Source organism: gamma proteobacterium symbiont of Scutellera amethystina (assembly GCF_059730845.1).
Genome location: NZ_AP035935.1, coordinates 104,869 through 120,737 on the forward strand (window position 1 = coordinate 104,869; position 15,869 = coordinate 120,737).

General features: G+C 60.7%; 12 protein-coding genes. 4 read left to right on the plus strand and 8 right to left on the minus strand.

The window, feature by feature from the left end:
- Positions 1 to 117 precede the first annotated feature (117 nt).
- Complete coding sequence (locus tag AC6I79_RS00525; RefSeq protein ID WP_058770764.1) at positions 118 to 1,050, plus strand: GlxA family transcriptional regulator; 933 nt, start codon at positions 118 to 120, stop codon at positions 1,048 to 1,050.
- Here the strand turns inward: AC6I79_RS00525 and AC6I79_RS00530 are convergent.
- Positions 1,035 to 2,030 carry an acyltransferase gene (locus tag AC6I79_RS00530; protein ID WP_278707481.1) on the minus strand — a complete coding sequence of 332 codons (996 nt, stop codon included), beginning with the start codon at positions 2,028 to 2,030 and terminating at the stop codon, positions 1,035 to 1,037. The genes AC6I79_RS00525 and AC6I79_RS00530 overlap by 16 nt on opposite strands.
- A 204-nt stretch (positions 2,031 to 2,234) precedes the next feature.
- On the opposite strand from AC6I79_RS00530, the gene glyQ reads away from it, so the two are divergent.
- Together glyQ and glyS are read left to right on the plus strand one after the other, a co-directional pair.
- Complete coding sequence (glyQ, locus tag AC6I79_RS00535) at positions 2,235 to 3,146, plus strand: glycine--tRNA ligase subunit alpha (RefSeq protein WP_021506863.1); 912 nt, start codon at positions 2,235 to 2,237, stop codon at positions 3,144 to 3,146.
- Between the two features lie 9 nt (positions 3,147 to 3,155).
- Positions 3,156 to 5,225, plus strand: a complete 2,070-nt coding sequence (gene glyS / locus AC6I79_RS00540; protein WP_241798567.1) for a glycine--tRNA ligase subunit beta — start codon at positions 3,156 to 3,158, stop codon at positions 5,223 to 5,225.
- 48 nt (positions 5,226 to 5,273) lie between these two features.
- Here glyS and selB read toward each other — a convergent pair whose 3' ends face one another.
- From selB to fdnG, 7 genes are all read right to left on the minus strand, one after another.
- A complete protein-coding gene (gene selB / locus AC6I79_RS00545; protein WP_241798568.1) occupies positions 5,274 to 7,127 on the minus strand; it encodes a selenocysteine-specific translation elongation factor in 1,854 nt (617 codons plus the stop codon).
- The gene (gene selA, locus AC6I79_RS00550; protein ID WP_498027514.1) at positions 7,124 to 8,503 is read right to left on the minus strand and encodes an L-seryl-tRNA(Sec) selenium transferase; all 1,380 of its coding nucleotides are present in this window, start codon (positions 8,501 to 8,503) and stop codon (positions 7,124 to 7,126) included. The genes selB and selA overlap by 4 nt, the downstream gene beginning before the upstream one ends.
- Positions 8,504 to 8,511: 8 nt before the next feature.
- Positions 8,512 to 9,123 (minus strand): glutathione S-transferase, encoded by a 612-nt coding sequence (locus tag AC6I79_RS00555; RefSeq protein ID WP_021506859.1) that lies wholly within the window; start codon positions 9,121 to 9,123, stop codon positions 8,512 to 8,514.
- 131 nt (positions 9,124 to 9,254) lie between these two features.
- Positions 9,255 to 10,181 carry a formate dehydrogenase accessory protein FdhE gene (gene fdhE / locus AC6I79_RS00560; RefSeq protein ID WP_058770768.1) on the minus strand — a complete coding sequence of 309 codons (927 nt, stop codon included), beginning with the start codon at positions 10,179 to 10,181 and terminating at the stop codon, positions 9,255 to 9,257.
- Complete coding sequence (fdoI, locus tag AC6I79_RS00565) at positions 10,181 to 10,822, minus strand: formate dehydrogenase cytochrome b556 subunit (RefSeq protein ID WP_031279592.1); 642 nt, start codon at positions 10,820 to 10,822, stop codon at positions 10,181 to 10,183. Before fdoI ends, fdhE begins: the two co-directional genes overlap by 1 nt.
- Complete coding sequence (gene fdxH, locus AC6I79_RS00570) at positions 10,822 to 11,721, minus strand: formate dehydrogenase subunit beta (protein ID WP_021506856.1); 900 nt, start codon at positions 11,719 to 11,721, stop codon at positions 10,822 to 10,824. The genes fdoI and fdxH overlap by 1 nt, the downstream gene beginning before the upstream one ends.
- A gap of 12 nt (positions 11,722 to 11,733) precedes the next feature.
- Positions 11,734 to 14,781 (minus strand): formate dehydrogenase-N subunit alpha, encoded by a 3,048-nt coding sequence (gene fdnG, locus AC6I79_RS00575; RefSeq protein WP_081049407.1) that lies wholly within the window; start codon positions 14,779 to 14,781, stop codon positions 11,734 to 11,736.
- A 143-nt stretch (positions 14,782 to 14,924) separates the two neighbouring features.
- Here fdnG and fdhD point away from each other — a divergent pair, with 143 nt between their 5' ends.
- Positions 14,925 to 15,755, plus strand: a complete 831-nt coding sequence (gene fdhD / locus AC6I79_RS00580; RefSeq protein ID WP_058758153.1) for a formate dehydrogenase accessory sulfurtransferase FdhD — start codon at positions 14,925 to 14,927, stop codon at positions 15,753 to 15,755.
- Positions 15,756 to 15,869 lie beyond the last annotated feature (114 nt).

Genomic DNA, 15,869 nt, shown 5'->3' on the forward strand with positions numbered 1-15,869 from the left:
GAGGTCGTAAGGCGTGAGCAGAGTCGGGTATGATGGGAAGAATCGATGAAGATACGTGGCCGGATTTGGCTGCGCATCTTCGCCCATCGTTACCCTTCATCGCCTGAGGAACCCACCATGCCGCAGCCCGTCTATTTTCTTGTCCTGCCGGGCGTCATGGCGCTCGACCTCACCGGGCCGGCAGAAACGCTGCAGCTGGCGGGCGGACATTTTGCGCTGCACTACATCGGCCCGCAGGCGAGCGTCACCTGCTCGACCGGCATGACCATTGCTGATATTGCACCGCTGCCCGCCACGCTACCCGATAACAGTCTGCTGATTGTGCCCGGCGTGTTCGATTCCCGCATCTGGTTCGATACCGGGGCAGCCGGGCAGGCGCGCGACTGGCTGCGCCAGCAACACGGCGCGATTCATACGCGGCGCATTACCCTCGTGTGTATTTGCTCCGGCGCGCTGCTCTCCGCGCAGGCTGGTCTGCTGGATGGCGTACAGTGCACCACGCACCATGATGTGTTGCCGCGCCTGAAAGCTGCCGCGCCGGCTGCGCTGGTGAAAGACAACCGCGTGTTTGTGGAAGATGCCGGCATCTGGACCAGCGCGGGGATTACTGCGGGTATCGATCTGGCGCTGCACCTGATCAATCGTCTGTGCGGCGCGCGGCAGGCGCTAACGGTGGCGCGGGAGATGGTGGTGTGGTTCCGCCGCTCGGGTGACGATCCGCAATTGTCGCCGTGGCTGCGTTATCGTAATCATCTGCATCCGGCGATTCATCGCGCGCAGGACGCGATGATTGCGCATCCGGAACATGACTGGTCGCTGGGCGCGCTGGCCGAACGTGCCCACGTCAGCGAGCGCCATCTGACGCGCCTGTTTCGCCAGCATCTGGGTATCAGCGTGCGGGAATACCACGAGCAGCTACGGCTGGTGATTGCGCGCCAGCGCCAGCAGCAGGGGGAAGCGGCGGAGAAAGCGGCGCTGGCCGCCGGCTTCTCCTCGGCACGCCAGCTGCGCCGCGCCCGGCAGCGCTGGGACGATCAGCTCACCAGATGATGCTTGTCCACGCGTTTCAGCACCATTGCCAGCAGCAGGCTGCCCAGCAGGGTTACGCCAAAGACCCACGGCAGATCCAGCCACGGCCGCGACATATCGTCGTAATGATGGGTACGCAGATAGTGAATGAACAGCGCATGGAAACCATAAATCGGCAGCGAATAGCGTGAAATGGTCGCCAGCAGCGGCAGCGGCCGGTGGTTCAGCACATTTTTAAACAGCACCAGCAGGCTTATCGCCGCGATAAACACCAGTGGGCCACAGTAAAGATACCAGGTGTCATTAAACGCGCCGTTAATCTTCAGCATCTGTCTGGTGCCGAGCGCGATACCGATGACGCAGGCGATAAAACTCAGCCCTGCCAGCCAGCTGATGCCGCGCCTGTCGGTATCCATCACGCCAATCGCCCGTCCAAGCAGCGCGTACAGCAGGTAGTAAATCGAGTCGCCGCTGACATACAGATTGACCGGCAGCCAGTGGAACGGCCCCAGCGACTGGCTGACGGTGTTCGGATTAGCGATCACCGCGAGGATCAGCACCAGCAGCGCCACATAGCGCGGCGGCACGTTTTTCACCTGAATCAGCGGAGACAGCAGGTAGATGCCGATAATGGCGAAGAAGAACCACAGATGGTAGAACACCGGCTTCTGCAACAGCTTCAGCAGCGATCGGCCTTCGCTGATCGGCGTCAGCCAGGTGATGTAGGCCAGCGCGACGGCGCTGTAGAACAGCAGACACAGCACAATGCGCAGCAGATGACGGCCCTGCGCGCTGCGTTCGCCAAAGAACAGATAACCGGAAATCATGAAGAACAGCGGCACGCAGACGCGCGAAGCCGAGTTAAGCAGATTGGCGACGTCCCAGCTGGGTCCGGTGACTGCCATCGGTCCGGTGATGTACCAGGTGGTGGTGTGAATGACGATCACCATCAGACAGGCGACCGCGCGTAAGTTATCAATCCAGCAGATTTTTTGCGACATGGCTTCCTCGTGCGTACTCCGTGCGAAGAAGGGTAGCCAGTGCACAGCGGGCCAACAACCCCCGCAGCCTGGATTTCGGAGCTCTCTGTTAACCGCCGCATAACCGCACCCGCCTGCGCCAGGATTTCCGGCTGCACAATGCGCGGTCAAAGGGTATACTGTCGCACTCTTTTTAAATCCACCCGTATCGCGTGCGAATTCAACATGCAAAAGTTTGATACCAAGACCTTTCAGGGCCTGATCCTGACCTTGCAGGATTACTGGGCGCGTCAGGGCTGCACCATTGTCCAACCGCTGGACATGGAAGTGGGCGCTGGCACTTCTCACCCTATGACTTGCCTGCGTGCTCTCGGGCCAGAGCCGATGGCGAGCGCCTACGTGCAGCCATCGCGCCGTCCCACCGATGGCCGCTACGGTGAAAACCCGAACCGTTTACAGCACTACTACCAGTTCCAGGTGGTGATTAAGCCGAACCCGGACAACCTTCAGGAGCTGTACCTCGGATCGCTGAAAGAGCTCGGTATCGACCCTGGCGTGCATGACATTCGCTTCGTCGAAGATAACTGGGAAAACCCAACGCTGGGCGCCTGGGGACTCGGCTGGGAAGTGTGGCTGAACGGCATGGAAGTCACGCAGTTCACCTACTTCCAGCAGGTCGGCGGCCTGGAGTGTAAGCCGGTGACCGGCGAGATCACCTACGGTCTGGAGCGCCTGGCGATGTACATCCAGGGCGTGGACAGCGTGTACGATCTTACCTGGAGCGACGGCGCGTTCGGCAAAACCACCTACGGTGACGTGTTCCACCAGAACGAAGTGGAGCAGTCGACCTACAACTTTGAGTACGCCGACGTCGATTTCCTGTTCAGCTGCTTCGAGCAGTATGAAAAAGAGGCACAGCAGCTGCTGGCGCTGGAGAAACCGCTGCCGCTGCCGGCCTATGAGCGCATTCTCAAAGCCGCGCACAGCTTCAACCTGCTTGATGCGCGCAAGGCGATCTCGGTCACCGAGCGCCAGCGCTATATCCTGCGTATTCGCACCCTGACGAAAGCCGTGGCGGAAGCCTATTATGCCTCCCGCGAGGCGCTCGGCTTCCCTATGTGCAACCGTAATAAGTAAGAGGCAGCCATGACCGATAAAACTTTCCTGGTGGAAATTGGCACCGAAGAGTTGCCTCCGAAAGCCCTGCGCAGCCTGGCAGAAGCCTTTGCTGCGCACTTTACCGCTGAGCTCGACAGCGCCGGTCTGGCGCATGGCGACGTCAGCTGGTTTGCGGCACCGCGTCGTCTGGCGCTTAAGGTGGCACAGCTGGCGGCCGCGCAGCCCGATCGCGAAGTAGAAAAGCGCGGCCCGGCTGTCGCTGCGGCGTTTGATGCCGAAGGCAAGCCGACTAAAGCGGCAGAAGGCTGGGCACGTGGCAACGGCATCACCGTAGAGCAGGCTGAGCGTCTCAGCACTGACAAAGGCGAGTGGCTGGTGCATCGTGCTGCGGTAAAAGGCGAAAGCGCGCAGGCGCTGCTGCCGGCGATGGTCGCGACCGCGCTAAGCAAGCTGCCGATTCCAAAACTGATGCGCTGGGGCGCCAGCGACGTGCAGTTCGTGCGTCCGGTGCACACCGTGACGCTGCTGCTGGGTGATGAGCTGATTCCGGCCACCATCCTCGGTATTCAGTCCGATCGCGTTATTCGCGGCCACCGCTTCATGGGCGAGCCGGAGTTGACGCTGGATAATGCCGATCAGTATCCGCAGCTGCTGCAGGAGCGCGGTAAAGTGATCGCCGATTACGCCACGCGTAAAGCCAAAATCAAAGCCGATGCCGAAGCCGCCGCGCAGCAGTTGGGTGGTAAAGCCGACCTGAGCGACAGCCTGCTGGAAGAGGTGGCTTCGCTGGTGGAGTGGCCGGTGGTGCTGACGGCGAAGTTTGAAGAGAAGTTCCTCGCGGTACCGGCTGAAGCGCTGGTGTACACCATGAAAGGGGATCAGAAATACTTCCCGGTTTACGCCGAAGACGGCCAGCTGCTGCCAAACTTCATCTTCGTCACTAACATTGAATCGCGCGATCCGCAGCAGATCATTGCCGGTAATGAAAAAGTGGTGCGTCCGCGTCTGGCCGATGCCGAGTTCTTCTTCAACACCGACCGCAAAAAGCGTCTGGAAGATAACCTGCCGCGTCTGGAAACCGTGCTGTTCCAGAAAGAGCTGGGTACGCTGCGTGACAAAACTGACCGCATTCAGGCGCTGGCCGGCTGGATTGCCGCGCAGATTGGCGCTGATGTCAATCACGCCACGCGCGCCGGCCTGCTGTCGAAGTGCGACCTGATGACCAATATGGTGTTCGAGTTCACCGACACCCAGGGTGTGATGGGCATGCACTACGCGCGCCACGATGGCGAAGCGGAAGATGTGGCGGTCGCACTTAACGAGCAGTACCAGCCGCGTTTCGCCGGTGACGATCTGCCGTCCAGCCCGGTGGCCTGCGCCGTGGCGATTGCCGATAAAATGGATACCCTGGCCGGTATCTTCGGCATCGGACAGCATCCGAAAGGCGATAAAGACCCGTTTGCGCTGCGTCGTGCCGCGCTGGGCGTGCTGCGTATCATCGTTGAGAAGAACCTGCCGCTCGATCTGCAAACCCTGACGGAAGAAGCGGTGCGCCTGTACGGCAGCAAGCTGAGCAACGCCAACGTGGTTGATGATGTCATCGACTTCATGCTGGGCCGTTTCCGCGCCTGGTATCAGGAAGAGGGCCACAGCGTTGACACCATTCAGGCGGTGCTGGCGCGTCGTCCAACCCGTCCGGCCGATTTCGATGCACGTATGAAGGCGGTTTCGCACTTCCGTACGCTGGAAGCGGCTTCGGCGCTGGCGGCGGCTAACAAGCGCGTGTCGAATATCCTGGCGAAAGCCACCGAAACCCTGAACGACAGCGTGCAGGCGTCCCTGCTGAAAGAGAACGCTGAAATTCAGCTGGCGACCTTTGTCACCGCGCTGGGCGACAAGCTGCAGCCGTACTTTGCGGAAGGCCGCTATCAGGATGCCCTGGTGGAGCTGGCGCAGCTGCGCGAAGCGGTGGATAACTTCTTCGACAACGTCATGGTGAATGCCGATGACGAAGCGGTGCGTATCAATCGCCTGACGCTGCTGGCGCAACTGCGCAAGCTGTTCCTGCAGGTGGCGGACATTTCGCTGCTGCAGTAAGCGATGGGCAGAAGTGAACCGAAGGGACGAGCAATCGTCCCTTTTTTTTCACGCAGCAGAAGGGGTGAACAGGCGCGCGTCGCGCAGCAGGTGATCGTTACCGCGACGGCGGGTAAAGCCGCTGCGGTCAAAGAATTCCAGAATCTGCACCGCGACTTTGCGGCCGGTACCCAGCTGGTTGCGGAAGTCGGCGGCGCTGGTGCTGCCTCCGGCGGCCGCGCGCTGACGAATCAGATCGGCGAAGATCTGGATCTGAGCGCTGCGGTAGTAGCGATCGCGCACGATCGCCGTGATATGGCCGAGACGCGCCGCGGTGAGCAATAAACCGCGAATTTGCTCTTCATCCTGCTGCAGCGCATCGGCAATGTCGCGCACCCACAGCGGCTGATCGCTGAACAGCGGCTCGACCTGCTGCCACAGCGTGGCTTCCTGCGGATTAAAGCGCGGCGCGAAGTCGGGCAGGTGCAGCCAGCCCTGTTTCTGCCGCAGCTCGCCTTGTGCCAGCATCTGGTCGATTAATCCCGGCACCAGCGGTGCCGGCGCATGCGGCAGCGCCACACGGCGCAGGCGATCGTGGCCGATGCCCGGCAGCTCCGGATGCTGCTGGTGGAAGGCGCTCAGCGCTTCCCGTAAACGCTGCTGCCAGGCGCTGGCCATTGTGTCGCTCATCAGGCTGGTCCCCAGCCGTACCGGATTCAGCGGCAGCAGCAGCGCGTCCAGCGCCGGCGCAGTGAGCTGGCGCGCCCAGCCGAGCTCGTCATACGCGGCTGGTTGATACGCCAGATGCGCCTGCAGGCTGGCGCTGTCATCCCGCGCCGCGGCCAGTTGCTGTAGCCACTGCAGGTAGTCCGGCTGGCGTTTACCGCGCTTTTTGCTGTCGCACAGCAGTACGCGTCCGCCGCCCAGCGTGTGCTGCGCATTGCTGTCGCGGATAATTATCCGATCGTTTTCCGCCAGCCACAGCGGCTGGCTGAGCACCAGTTCAGCCACATCGTCCGTGAGCTGCGTTAAGCGGCCGGTGACGTGGCTGGCCGCTTGATGCAGATGCACCGGCTGTGAGGCCGTTTTCAGCGGTTGCAGCAGGCGCAGTGCAACGATCAGCCGCTGCGTGCCGGCGAGACGCGGCTGCGCCAGCAGCCAGTCGCCGCGCGTAATCTGTGCCTTCTCCACGTCACCGACGATATTCAGCGCGATGCGCTCGCCCGCCTGCGCGCGCGTCACTGGCTGGTTCTGCGCATGCAGCGCCCGCACGCGCAGCGGCAGGTTCAGGCTGCTGAGCCACAGCGTGTCGCCCACCCTGACTTCACCGCTCAGCGCGGTGCCGGTGACTACCAGCCCGGTGCCTTTCAGCGTGAAAGCGCGGTCGATGGCGAGCCGGAAACGGCGGCCAGGCTCAAACGCCGGTGCGTTCAGGCTGCTGAGGTGCTGGCGCAGCGTTTCAATGCCCTGCTGCGTATGGCTGCTGGTAACAAACTGCGCTGCCGCTGGCCAGCCGAGCTGCTGCGTGAGCTGCGCGACCTGCTGCTGCACCTCCGCGATGCGTGCGGCATCGACGCGGTCGGCTTTGGTCAGCGCCACGCTCAGCGGCGGCTGTCCGGCGAGGCTCAGCAGCTGTAAATGCTCACGGGTCTGCGGCATCACGCCATCGTCACAGGCCACCACCAGCAGCGCATGATGAATGCCGCCGATGCCGGCCAGCATGTTGGCGAGAAATTTTTCATGGCCAGGCACATCAATGAAGCCCAGCGTGCGGCCATCGGGCTGCGGCCAGTAGGCATAACCGAGATCGATGGTCATGCCGCGCCGTTTCTCTTCCGGCAGGCGATCGGCATCAACACCGGTCAGGGCCTGCAACAGTGCGGTTTTACCGTGATCGACATGTCCGGCCGTGGCAATAATCATGGTACTAAGGTCCGTATCAGGGCGGCTTCGTCATCAAGGCAGCGTAAATCCAGCCACAGTTTGCCCTCCTGCAGGCGGCCAATCACCGGGCGTGCCAGCTGGCGCCAGCGTTGCGCCAGGGCGTTGAGCTGGCTGCCGTGACCGTCGCGTGGCGTGAAGGTGATAGCAAAGCTGGGCAGACGTTCGACCGGCAGCGAACCGCTGCCAATTTGCGAGGAACAGGCGGCGATCGCCAGCGAAAAATCGGCGCTAAAGGCGTGCTCCAGCGCCGGCATCAGACGTTCAGCCTGTTGCAGAATATCGTGCGCGCTGCGCGTCAGCAGGCGCAGTGTTGGCAGCGCTTCATGCAGGGTTTCCGGCTGACGGTAGAGCTGCAGCGTGGCTTCCAGCGCCGCCAGCGTCATTTTATCGACGCGCAGTGCGCGCTTCAGCGGATGCTGTTGCAGCTGGTCAATCAGCGCTTTTTTGCCGACGATAATCCCGGCCTGCGGGCCACCCAGTAGTTTGTCACCGGAGAAACTCACCAGGCTCACGCCGGCCGCAATCAGCTGCTGCGGCATCGGTTCAGGCGGCAATCCGTACGTCGTCATATCCACCAGCGAACCGCTGCCGAGATCGCTGATCACCGGCAGGCCGTGCGCGTCGCCTAACTGCACCAGCTCGGCTTCAGGCACGGCATGGGTAAAGCCCTGAATCTGGTAATTACTGGTATGTACCTTCATCAGCAGGCCGCTATCCCCGCCGATGGCGCCGCGATAATCCTTCAGATGGGTGCGATTGGTGGTGCCGACCTCCACCAATCGGCAGCCCGCCTGGCGCATCACGTCAGGGATACGGAATGCGCCGCCGATCTCCACCAGTTCGCCGCGAGACATAATCACGTCGCGGCCCGCTGCCAGGCTGGCCAGCATCAGCAGCACCGCAGCGGCGTTGTTATTGACGATACAGGCAGCTTCGGCGCCGGTTAGTTCGCACAGCAGTGCGCTGACTGCGCGATCGCGATGGCCGCGCGCCGCGTCGTCCAGCGCATACTCCAGCGTTACCGGCTGGCGCAAACAGGCGCTGACCGCCGCGATTGCGCGATCGCTGAGCTGCGCGCGCCCGAGATTGGTGTGCAGCACGGTGCCGGTCAGGTTAAACACCGGGCGCAGCGCGCTTTGCTGCTGCTGCTGCGCGCGGCGCAGCGCTTCATCCGGCCAGCTGGCGTGCCAGTGCGGTAACGATTGATGTTGCTGAATGTGGTCGCGCGCCTCCTGCTGCATGCCGCGAAGCTGGCGCGTGATAAAGGCGGTACCGGATTGTGCCAGCAGCGTCTGCAGCGCCGGATCGCGCAGCAGGCTGTCGATGGCAGGGAGCTGACTGTAGAGGGCTTTCATCACATCACTTAGTGGGTGGGCGGAACCGTACGGGCAAAGCTTTCCCGCTCGAACAGCGTTTCTGCCAGTTTAACCAGCGCCGGGCGATTGACGCACCAGTTGGGCAGCACGCGGCGAAAATTGAGATAGCCCAGGGTGCAGCCGGTGGCGATATCGGCGAGGTTGAGCGTGCCGCTGTTGAGCAACTCGCCCTGCGCGGCGGCGGTTTCCAGAGCGTCGAGGCCGCGCGCGATTTTCTCGCGATTACGCAGCAGCACCTCTTCCGATTGCCGATCACCGGGACGCATCTGTTCGCGCACGATCATCACCGCCGCATCATTGATGCCGTCGGCCAGCTTCTCCAGCTGGCGGATCTGCAGGGCGCGCAGTGCGTCGTCGGGCAGCAGGGCAGGGGCATCGCCACGCAGTTCAATCACCTGAGCAATGATCGAGGAGTCAAACCAGGTCAGCTGCTGGTCATCAATGAAGGCCGGCACTTTACCCAGCGGATTGTACTGCGGGACGTGGCTGTCAGGCTCCCACGGAGAGTGGTTGACGAATTCAAACACCAGGCCCTTTTCCAGCAGGATCACTGAGATTTTGCGCACAAACGGGCTGGTATAGCTGCCAATCAGTTTCATCAGATGTCTCCGTTGCGATAAATGCCAGGCTCCACATTGTAGCGGCGCGATTTATCGCGCAGGGTTTGATGGTGCAAAACCGCGCGATAAATCGCGCCGCTACAAATCGCAGAATGAGTAAATTTACTGCATCAATCCCCGGGAAACATAAACGGATTCAGGCTGCTGCGCGCGAATCCTTCCTGCTCCATGCGGGCATCCAGCACCAGCGAGGCGAGATCGTCGGCTACCGGTTCCAGCGCCGGATCTTTCTCCTGGTATAGCATCTTCAGATAGGTACCGCAGTCGCCGCAGCTTTCGGCTTTCACGGCGGCCTGCTCGCTGTCCAGCGACCAGTAATGCAGATCGCGCGTTTGCTCGCAGTTCGAGCACTTGCTGCGCACCACGTACCACTCGCTTTCGCACAGGTTACAGTGCAGATAGCGCAGACCCTGCTGGCCAACGTCCATGTGCACCACGCTGGCGACCGGCACGCTGGCACACACCGGGCAGAACTGACGGTGCTCGCCATATTCGGCCCGCGCTTTGCCGGGGATCATCGCCGCCATCTGCGCCCAGTAAATTGACAGCGCCGCCCAGATGAACGGGGCTTTATCACTGCTGACCTGGGCGAATTCGCCTTCCAGCAGCGCGCTGGCAAGGGTTTCCAGCTCGGTGGACGAGGCCTTCTCCAGATTCTCCAGCACCGCCAGCGCCTGGCCGCTCATCTCTGGCTTCAGCTCGGCGATCAGCGAATGCAGCAGCCGCTGCCAGTGTACATCGCGCGGATAAGTGTGGATATCCAGCGGCGGTTTGCCCTGCTGCGCGCTCTCTGCCAGCCGCTGATGCAGATCGATCTGCAGCGGATGGTCATACAGCACGATTTCCTGGGCCTGCGCGATCACTGCGGCAAAACGCAGGTAGTCGCCCAGCGGATTTTTCGCCGCCAGATCACGCAACCGCGCCGCACGGCGGCTGTAGAGATTTTTCAGCCGGGGGAAAAGTAACGGCGGAACTTGCTCCGCCGTGTTCTTTTCGCTCTTCTCCAGCTGCTCCTGCGGGATGATGCGAATACTCATCAGGGACGTTTTTCCTGTTGTGTTTGGCGTTGGCGCTGCTCGCGATACCAGCGTGGGTGATGTTTCTTCGCCCACGCGGCCGGTACCCAGCCCTCAACCATGGCGGTAATGGTGCCTTTCACCCACAGGGCGGCATAAATATGCACCATAATCGTCATGATCAGTGCCACAGCCGAGACCGAATGCACCACCAGCGCGGCGCGAATCAGCGGAATGGTGAAGTACCCGGCGAACCAGGGGCGCCAAATGACAATTCCGCTCGCCAGCAGCAAGACTAAGCTGATGATAGCAGCCCAGAACACACACTTCTGCCCGAAGTTGTATTTCCCGGTATCGCCCACCTCTTCATTACGCACGATTTTGCGGATATTTTTCGCCCATACCAGATCGTCGCGCTGGATAAGATTGTGCTTCCAGTAGCGTAAGAACATGATAATAAAGGCTGCAAACATCACCACGCCGACGAACGGGTGCAGAATACGCGCCAGCTGTGGCGTACCGAGCACGTGCATCAGCCAGTTAAACGACGGGAAAAAGAAACCCAGTCCGCTGAGCGCGGCAAACACAAAACAGAACGCGACAATCCAGTGATTGATGCGTTCCGGCGCGCTGTAGCGCACCAGACGATCGCGCTTTTTCATCATTCGCGCTCCTCTTTTTCATGCAGGTTTTCGTCGTCGTCCTCTTCCACCCGGTTCGGACCGACACCAACGTAGTGGAACACCGCGGCGGCGAAGGTGGCGGCAAAGCCGATAGCAGCCAGCGGTTTCCAGACGCCTTTCCAGAAGGTGACCGCCGGGCTGATGCTCGGGTTGGCCGGCAGGCCGTGATACAGCTGCGGTTTGTCGGCGTGGTGCAGCACGTACATGACGTGCGTGCCGCCGACGCCAGCCGGATCGTACAGCCCGGCGTTGGCATAGCCGCGCGTGTTCAGCTCAGCGACGCGATCGGCAGCCAGCTGCTGCATATCACTTTTGCTGCCGAAATGAATCGCCCCGGTCGGACAGGTTTTCACGCACGCCGGTTCCTGACCGACGTTAACGCGATCAACGCACAGCGTGCATTTATACACGCGGTTGTCGTCTTTATTCAGCCGCGGCACGTCAAACGGACAGCCGGCGATGCAGTAGCCGCAGCCAATGCACTGTTCCGACTGAAAATCGACGATCCCGTTCGCGTACTGAATAATCGCGCCTTCCGACGGGCAGGCTTTCAGACAGCCGGGATCGGCACAGTGCATGCAGCCATCCTTGCGGATCAGCCACTCCAGCTTGCCGTTCTCCTCGACCTCCGAGAAACGCATCACCGTCCAGGATTTGGCGGTCAAATCCGCCGGGTTGTCATACACCCCGACGTTATGACCGACTTCGTCGCGGATGTCGTTCCACTCTGAACACGCGACCTGACACGCCTTACAGCCGATGCAGGTGGTGACGTCGATCAGTTTCGCCACTTCCTGCTGATGGTCACGCGCCTGCGGGGCAGGCGTGAAACCATTGGTGGCGGAGCGGCGGATAATGTCTTGCGATTGATAAGCCATATTCGTTCTCCGTTACACCTTCTCGACGTTAACCAGGAACGCCTTAAACTCCGGCGTTTGCGTGTTGGCGTCACCGACAAACGGCGTCAGGGTATTGGCGATAAAGCCTTTTTTCGCCACGCCCTGATAGCCCCAGTGAATCGGGATGCCAATGGTATCGACAGTTTTGCCATCGACGTTGAGCGGACGCAGGCGCTTGGTGACCACCGCTTTGGCTTTGATATAGCCGCGGTTGGAGCTCACTTTCACCGTATCGCCCTGGGCGATGCCGAGCTTGTTCGCCAGCTTCTCGCCAATCTCCACAAACTGTTCCGGCTGCGCGATAGCGTTGAGCAACGCGTGTTTGGTCCAGTAATGGAAATGCTCGGTCAGACGATACGTGGTGCCGACATACGGGAACTGCTCCGCTTTGCCCATTGCCGCCAGATCGTCTTTGAACACGCGCGCGGCCGGGTTGGAGACCACGTCAGGATGCAGCGGGTTGGTGCCGAGCGGCGTTTCAAACGGCTCGTAGTGCTCCGGGAACGGTCCTTCTGCCATTTTGTCGATGGCGAACAGGCGGCCCATGCCTTCCGGCTGCATGATAAACGGCCCGACGTTACTGCCCGGCGCGGCCGTGCTGTAGTCCGGAATATCCATACCGCCCCACTTGCTGCCATCCCATTTGAGGATCTGGCGTTTCGGATCCCACGGGTTGCCCTGCGGGTCGGCGGAGGCGCGGTTATACAGGATGCGGCGGTTCAGCGGCCACGCCCAGCTCCAGTTCAGCGTATTGCCCAGCCCGCTCGGATCGGTGTTATCGCGGCGCGCCATCTGGTTACCGTCCGGTGTCCAGCTACCGGCAAAAATCCAGCAGCCGCTGCTGGTGCTGCCGTCATCTTTCAGATGGGCAAAAGTGCTGAGCTGCTGGCCTTTTTTCACCAGCAGCGTGCCTTTGTCATCGTAGATATCCGCCAGCGCCTTGCCGTTGCTCTCCATCGCCACCTCTTCCGAGGCCGGATTGTCGGGCGTCAGGTAATTCCAGGTCATGTTCAGCACCGGCTCTGGCTGCGCACCGCCTTCGCGCGCATACATCTCACGCAGACGCAGATAGATACCGGAGAGAATTTCACCGTCGTTGAGCGCTTCGCCCGGCGCATCCTGACCTTTCCAGTGCCACTGCAGCCAGCGGCCGGAGTTAACGATTGAGCCGTTCTCCTCGGCAAAGCAGGTCGATGGCAGACGGAACACTTCGGTCTGAATCTGCGCCGGATCGACATCGTTAAACTCGCCGTGGTTTTGCCAGAAGGTCGAGGTTTCGGTGTTGAGCGGGTCGATGGTGACGAGGAACTTCAGCTTCGACAGTGAATCGATCACTTTGCGCTTGTTCGGGAACGACGCCACCGGGTTAAAGCCCTGGCACAGATAGCCGTTGACCTTGCCCTGCGACATCATCTCGAAGTACTGCAGCACGTCGTAGCCTTTGTCCCACTTCGGCAGCCAGTCAAAGCCCCAGCTGTTCTCCGCCTGCGCTTTATCGCCAAAGAAGGCTTTCATCATGCTGACGAAGAATTTCGGGTAGTTGCCCCAGTAATTCACCTGGCCCGGCAGCGTCGGCTTCGGCGTGTTCGCCGCCAGATAGCTGGTGAGATCGGTTTGTTTTTCCGACGGCAGCGTCATATAGCCCGGCAGGCTTTGCGACAGCAGGCCGAGATCGGTCAGACCCTGAATATTGGAGTGTCCGCGCAGCGCATTGACGCCGCCGCCGGCCATCCCCATATTGCCCAGCAGCAGCTGAATCATCGCCATGGTGCGAATGTTCTGCGCCCCGACGGAGTGCTGTGTCCAGCCCAGCGCATACAGGAACGAGGTGGTGCGGTCGCGCGCGCTGGTTTCGCCAATCAGCTCACAGACGTGCAGGAAATCCGCCTTTGGCGTGCCGCAGATGCGCTCGACCATTTCCGGCGTATAACGGCTGACGTGCTGCTTCAGCAGATTCCAGACGCAGCGCGGATGGCTCAGGCTGTCATCGCGTTTGGCAAAGCCGTCGTCGCCCAGCTCGTAGTTCCAGCTGGTTTTGTCATATTTGCGATTGGCTTCGTCGTAGCCGCTGAACAGGCCGTCGTCGAAATGGTAATCCTCTCGCACGATCAGGCTGGCATTGGTGTACGCCTGCACATATTCATGCTGGATTTTGTCATTCTGCAGCAGCCACAGCAGTACTCCCGACAGGAAGGCAATGTCGGTGCCGGGGCGGATAGGCGTGTAAAAGTCTGCCACCGATGCCGTGCGCGTGAAGCGCGGATCGATAACAATCAGTTTGGCTTTGTTGTGAATTTTGGCTTCCATCGCCCAGCGGAAACCGACCGGATGCGCCTCAGCAGCGTTTCCGCCCATCACCACAACCAGATTGGCATTACGGATGTCGACCCAGTGGTTGGTCATCGCACCGCGACCAAATGTTGGAGCAAGACTTGCTACCGTTGGTCCGTGTCAGACGCGTGCCTGGTTGTCGACCGCCAGCATACCGAGCGATCGGGTAAATTTTTGCGTTAAGTAGCCGGTTTCGTTGCTGGAGGCCGAAGCGCACAGCATGCCGGTGGAGAGCCAGCGGTTTACCGTCACGCCGGCGGCGTTCTGCGCGATAAAGTTGGCGTCGCGATCGGCTTTCATCAGCTGCGCGATGCGCGTAAAGGCGTCATCCCAGCTGATGCGCTGCCATTTGTCGGAGCCTGGCGCACGGTATTCCGGATATTTCAGACGGCTGTCGCTGTGGACAAAATCAAGCAGGCCCGCGCCTTTCGGACAGAGCGCGCCGCGGCTCACCGGATGGTCCGGATCCCCTTCGATGTGGAAAATGGTCTCTTTGGCGTTTTTCGCGCCATCGCCGAGGCTGTACATTAACAGGCCACAGCCGACTGAGCAGTAAGTGCAGGTATTACGGGTTTCGCGGGCACGCAGCAACTTATACTGCCGTGTTTCCGCCAGCGCGGCTTCCGGCGTAAAGCCGAGCAGTGCTGCCGTGGTTCCTGCCATACCGCCAGCGCAGATCTTGAAGAATTTTCTTCGGCTGACGTTCATGGGTAATCCTTGAGTCGACATTGCTGTAATAATTTTTTTGCGCTGGATGGAGCCGGGGTTCAGAATGGCTCCACGCAGGATTGCGTCAAAAGCGACCTGATATTACCACTACTTTAATGTGGTTGTTATGCGAGACGAGAGAAGTGAAAGCGAAACAGCAAAAAAGTAACCAGAATGTGAATGAGATCGCAGGACTGAGCCAGACCACCGTATGGCAGCGCCACGCGATTACTGAAGCGGAAAGCGACTGGCTGGCGCAGGAAGTGCCGGTGGCGCTGGTCTACAACGGCATTTCACACGTGGTGATGATGGCGACGCCGGATAATCTGCAGGCTTTTGCGCTCGGTTTTTCGCTCTCCGAAGGCATTATTGAGCAACCCGGCGAGATCTATGGCATGGATGTGGTGCCGGGCTGCAATGGGTTCGAAGTGCAGATCGAACTCTCCAGCCGGCGTTTTATGGCGCTGAAGGCGCAGCGTCGCGCCATGGCGGGCCGCACCGGTTGCGGCGTATGCGGGGTGGAGCAGCTGGATCAAATCGGCAAGCCGGTGCAGCCGCTGCCGTTTACGCAGACCTTCGATCTGGCCTGCCTTGATAACGGGCTGGCACAGCTGCGCGATTTCCAGCCCATCGGCAATCTGACCGGCTGTACGCACGCCGCCGCGTGGATGTCGCCGCAGGGCGAACTGCAGGGCGGCTGCGAAGACGTGGGTCGCCACGTGGCGCTGGATAAGCTGCTGGGTCAGCGCAGCCAGCAGCACTGGCAGCAGGGCGCGGTGCTGGTTTCCAGCCGCGCCAGCTATGAGATGGTGCAAAAATCTGCCATGTGCGGCGTAGAGATCCTGTTTGCCGTCTCGGCCGCCACCCAGCTGGCGGTTGAAGTGGCCGAGCGCTGTAACCTGACGCTGGTCGGTTTTTCTAAACCGGGACGCGCCACGGTGTACAGCCATCCGCAGCGTCTGATCAACGGTTGATGTGCGATACATGCCGGGAATCTCACCGTTCGCGGCATGCGGCGTACCGGGAGGTGTCAGGCAATCTTATATTACGCTGCGCTTTTTCTGGTTAGCCTGCTAAATAATATGCAT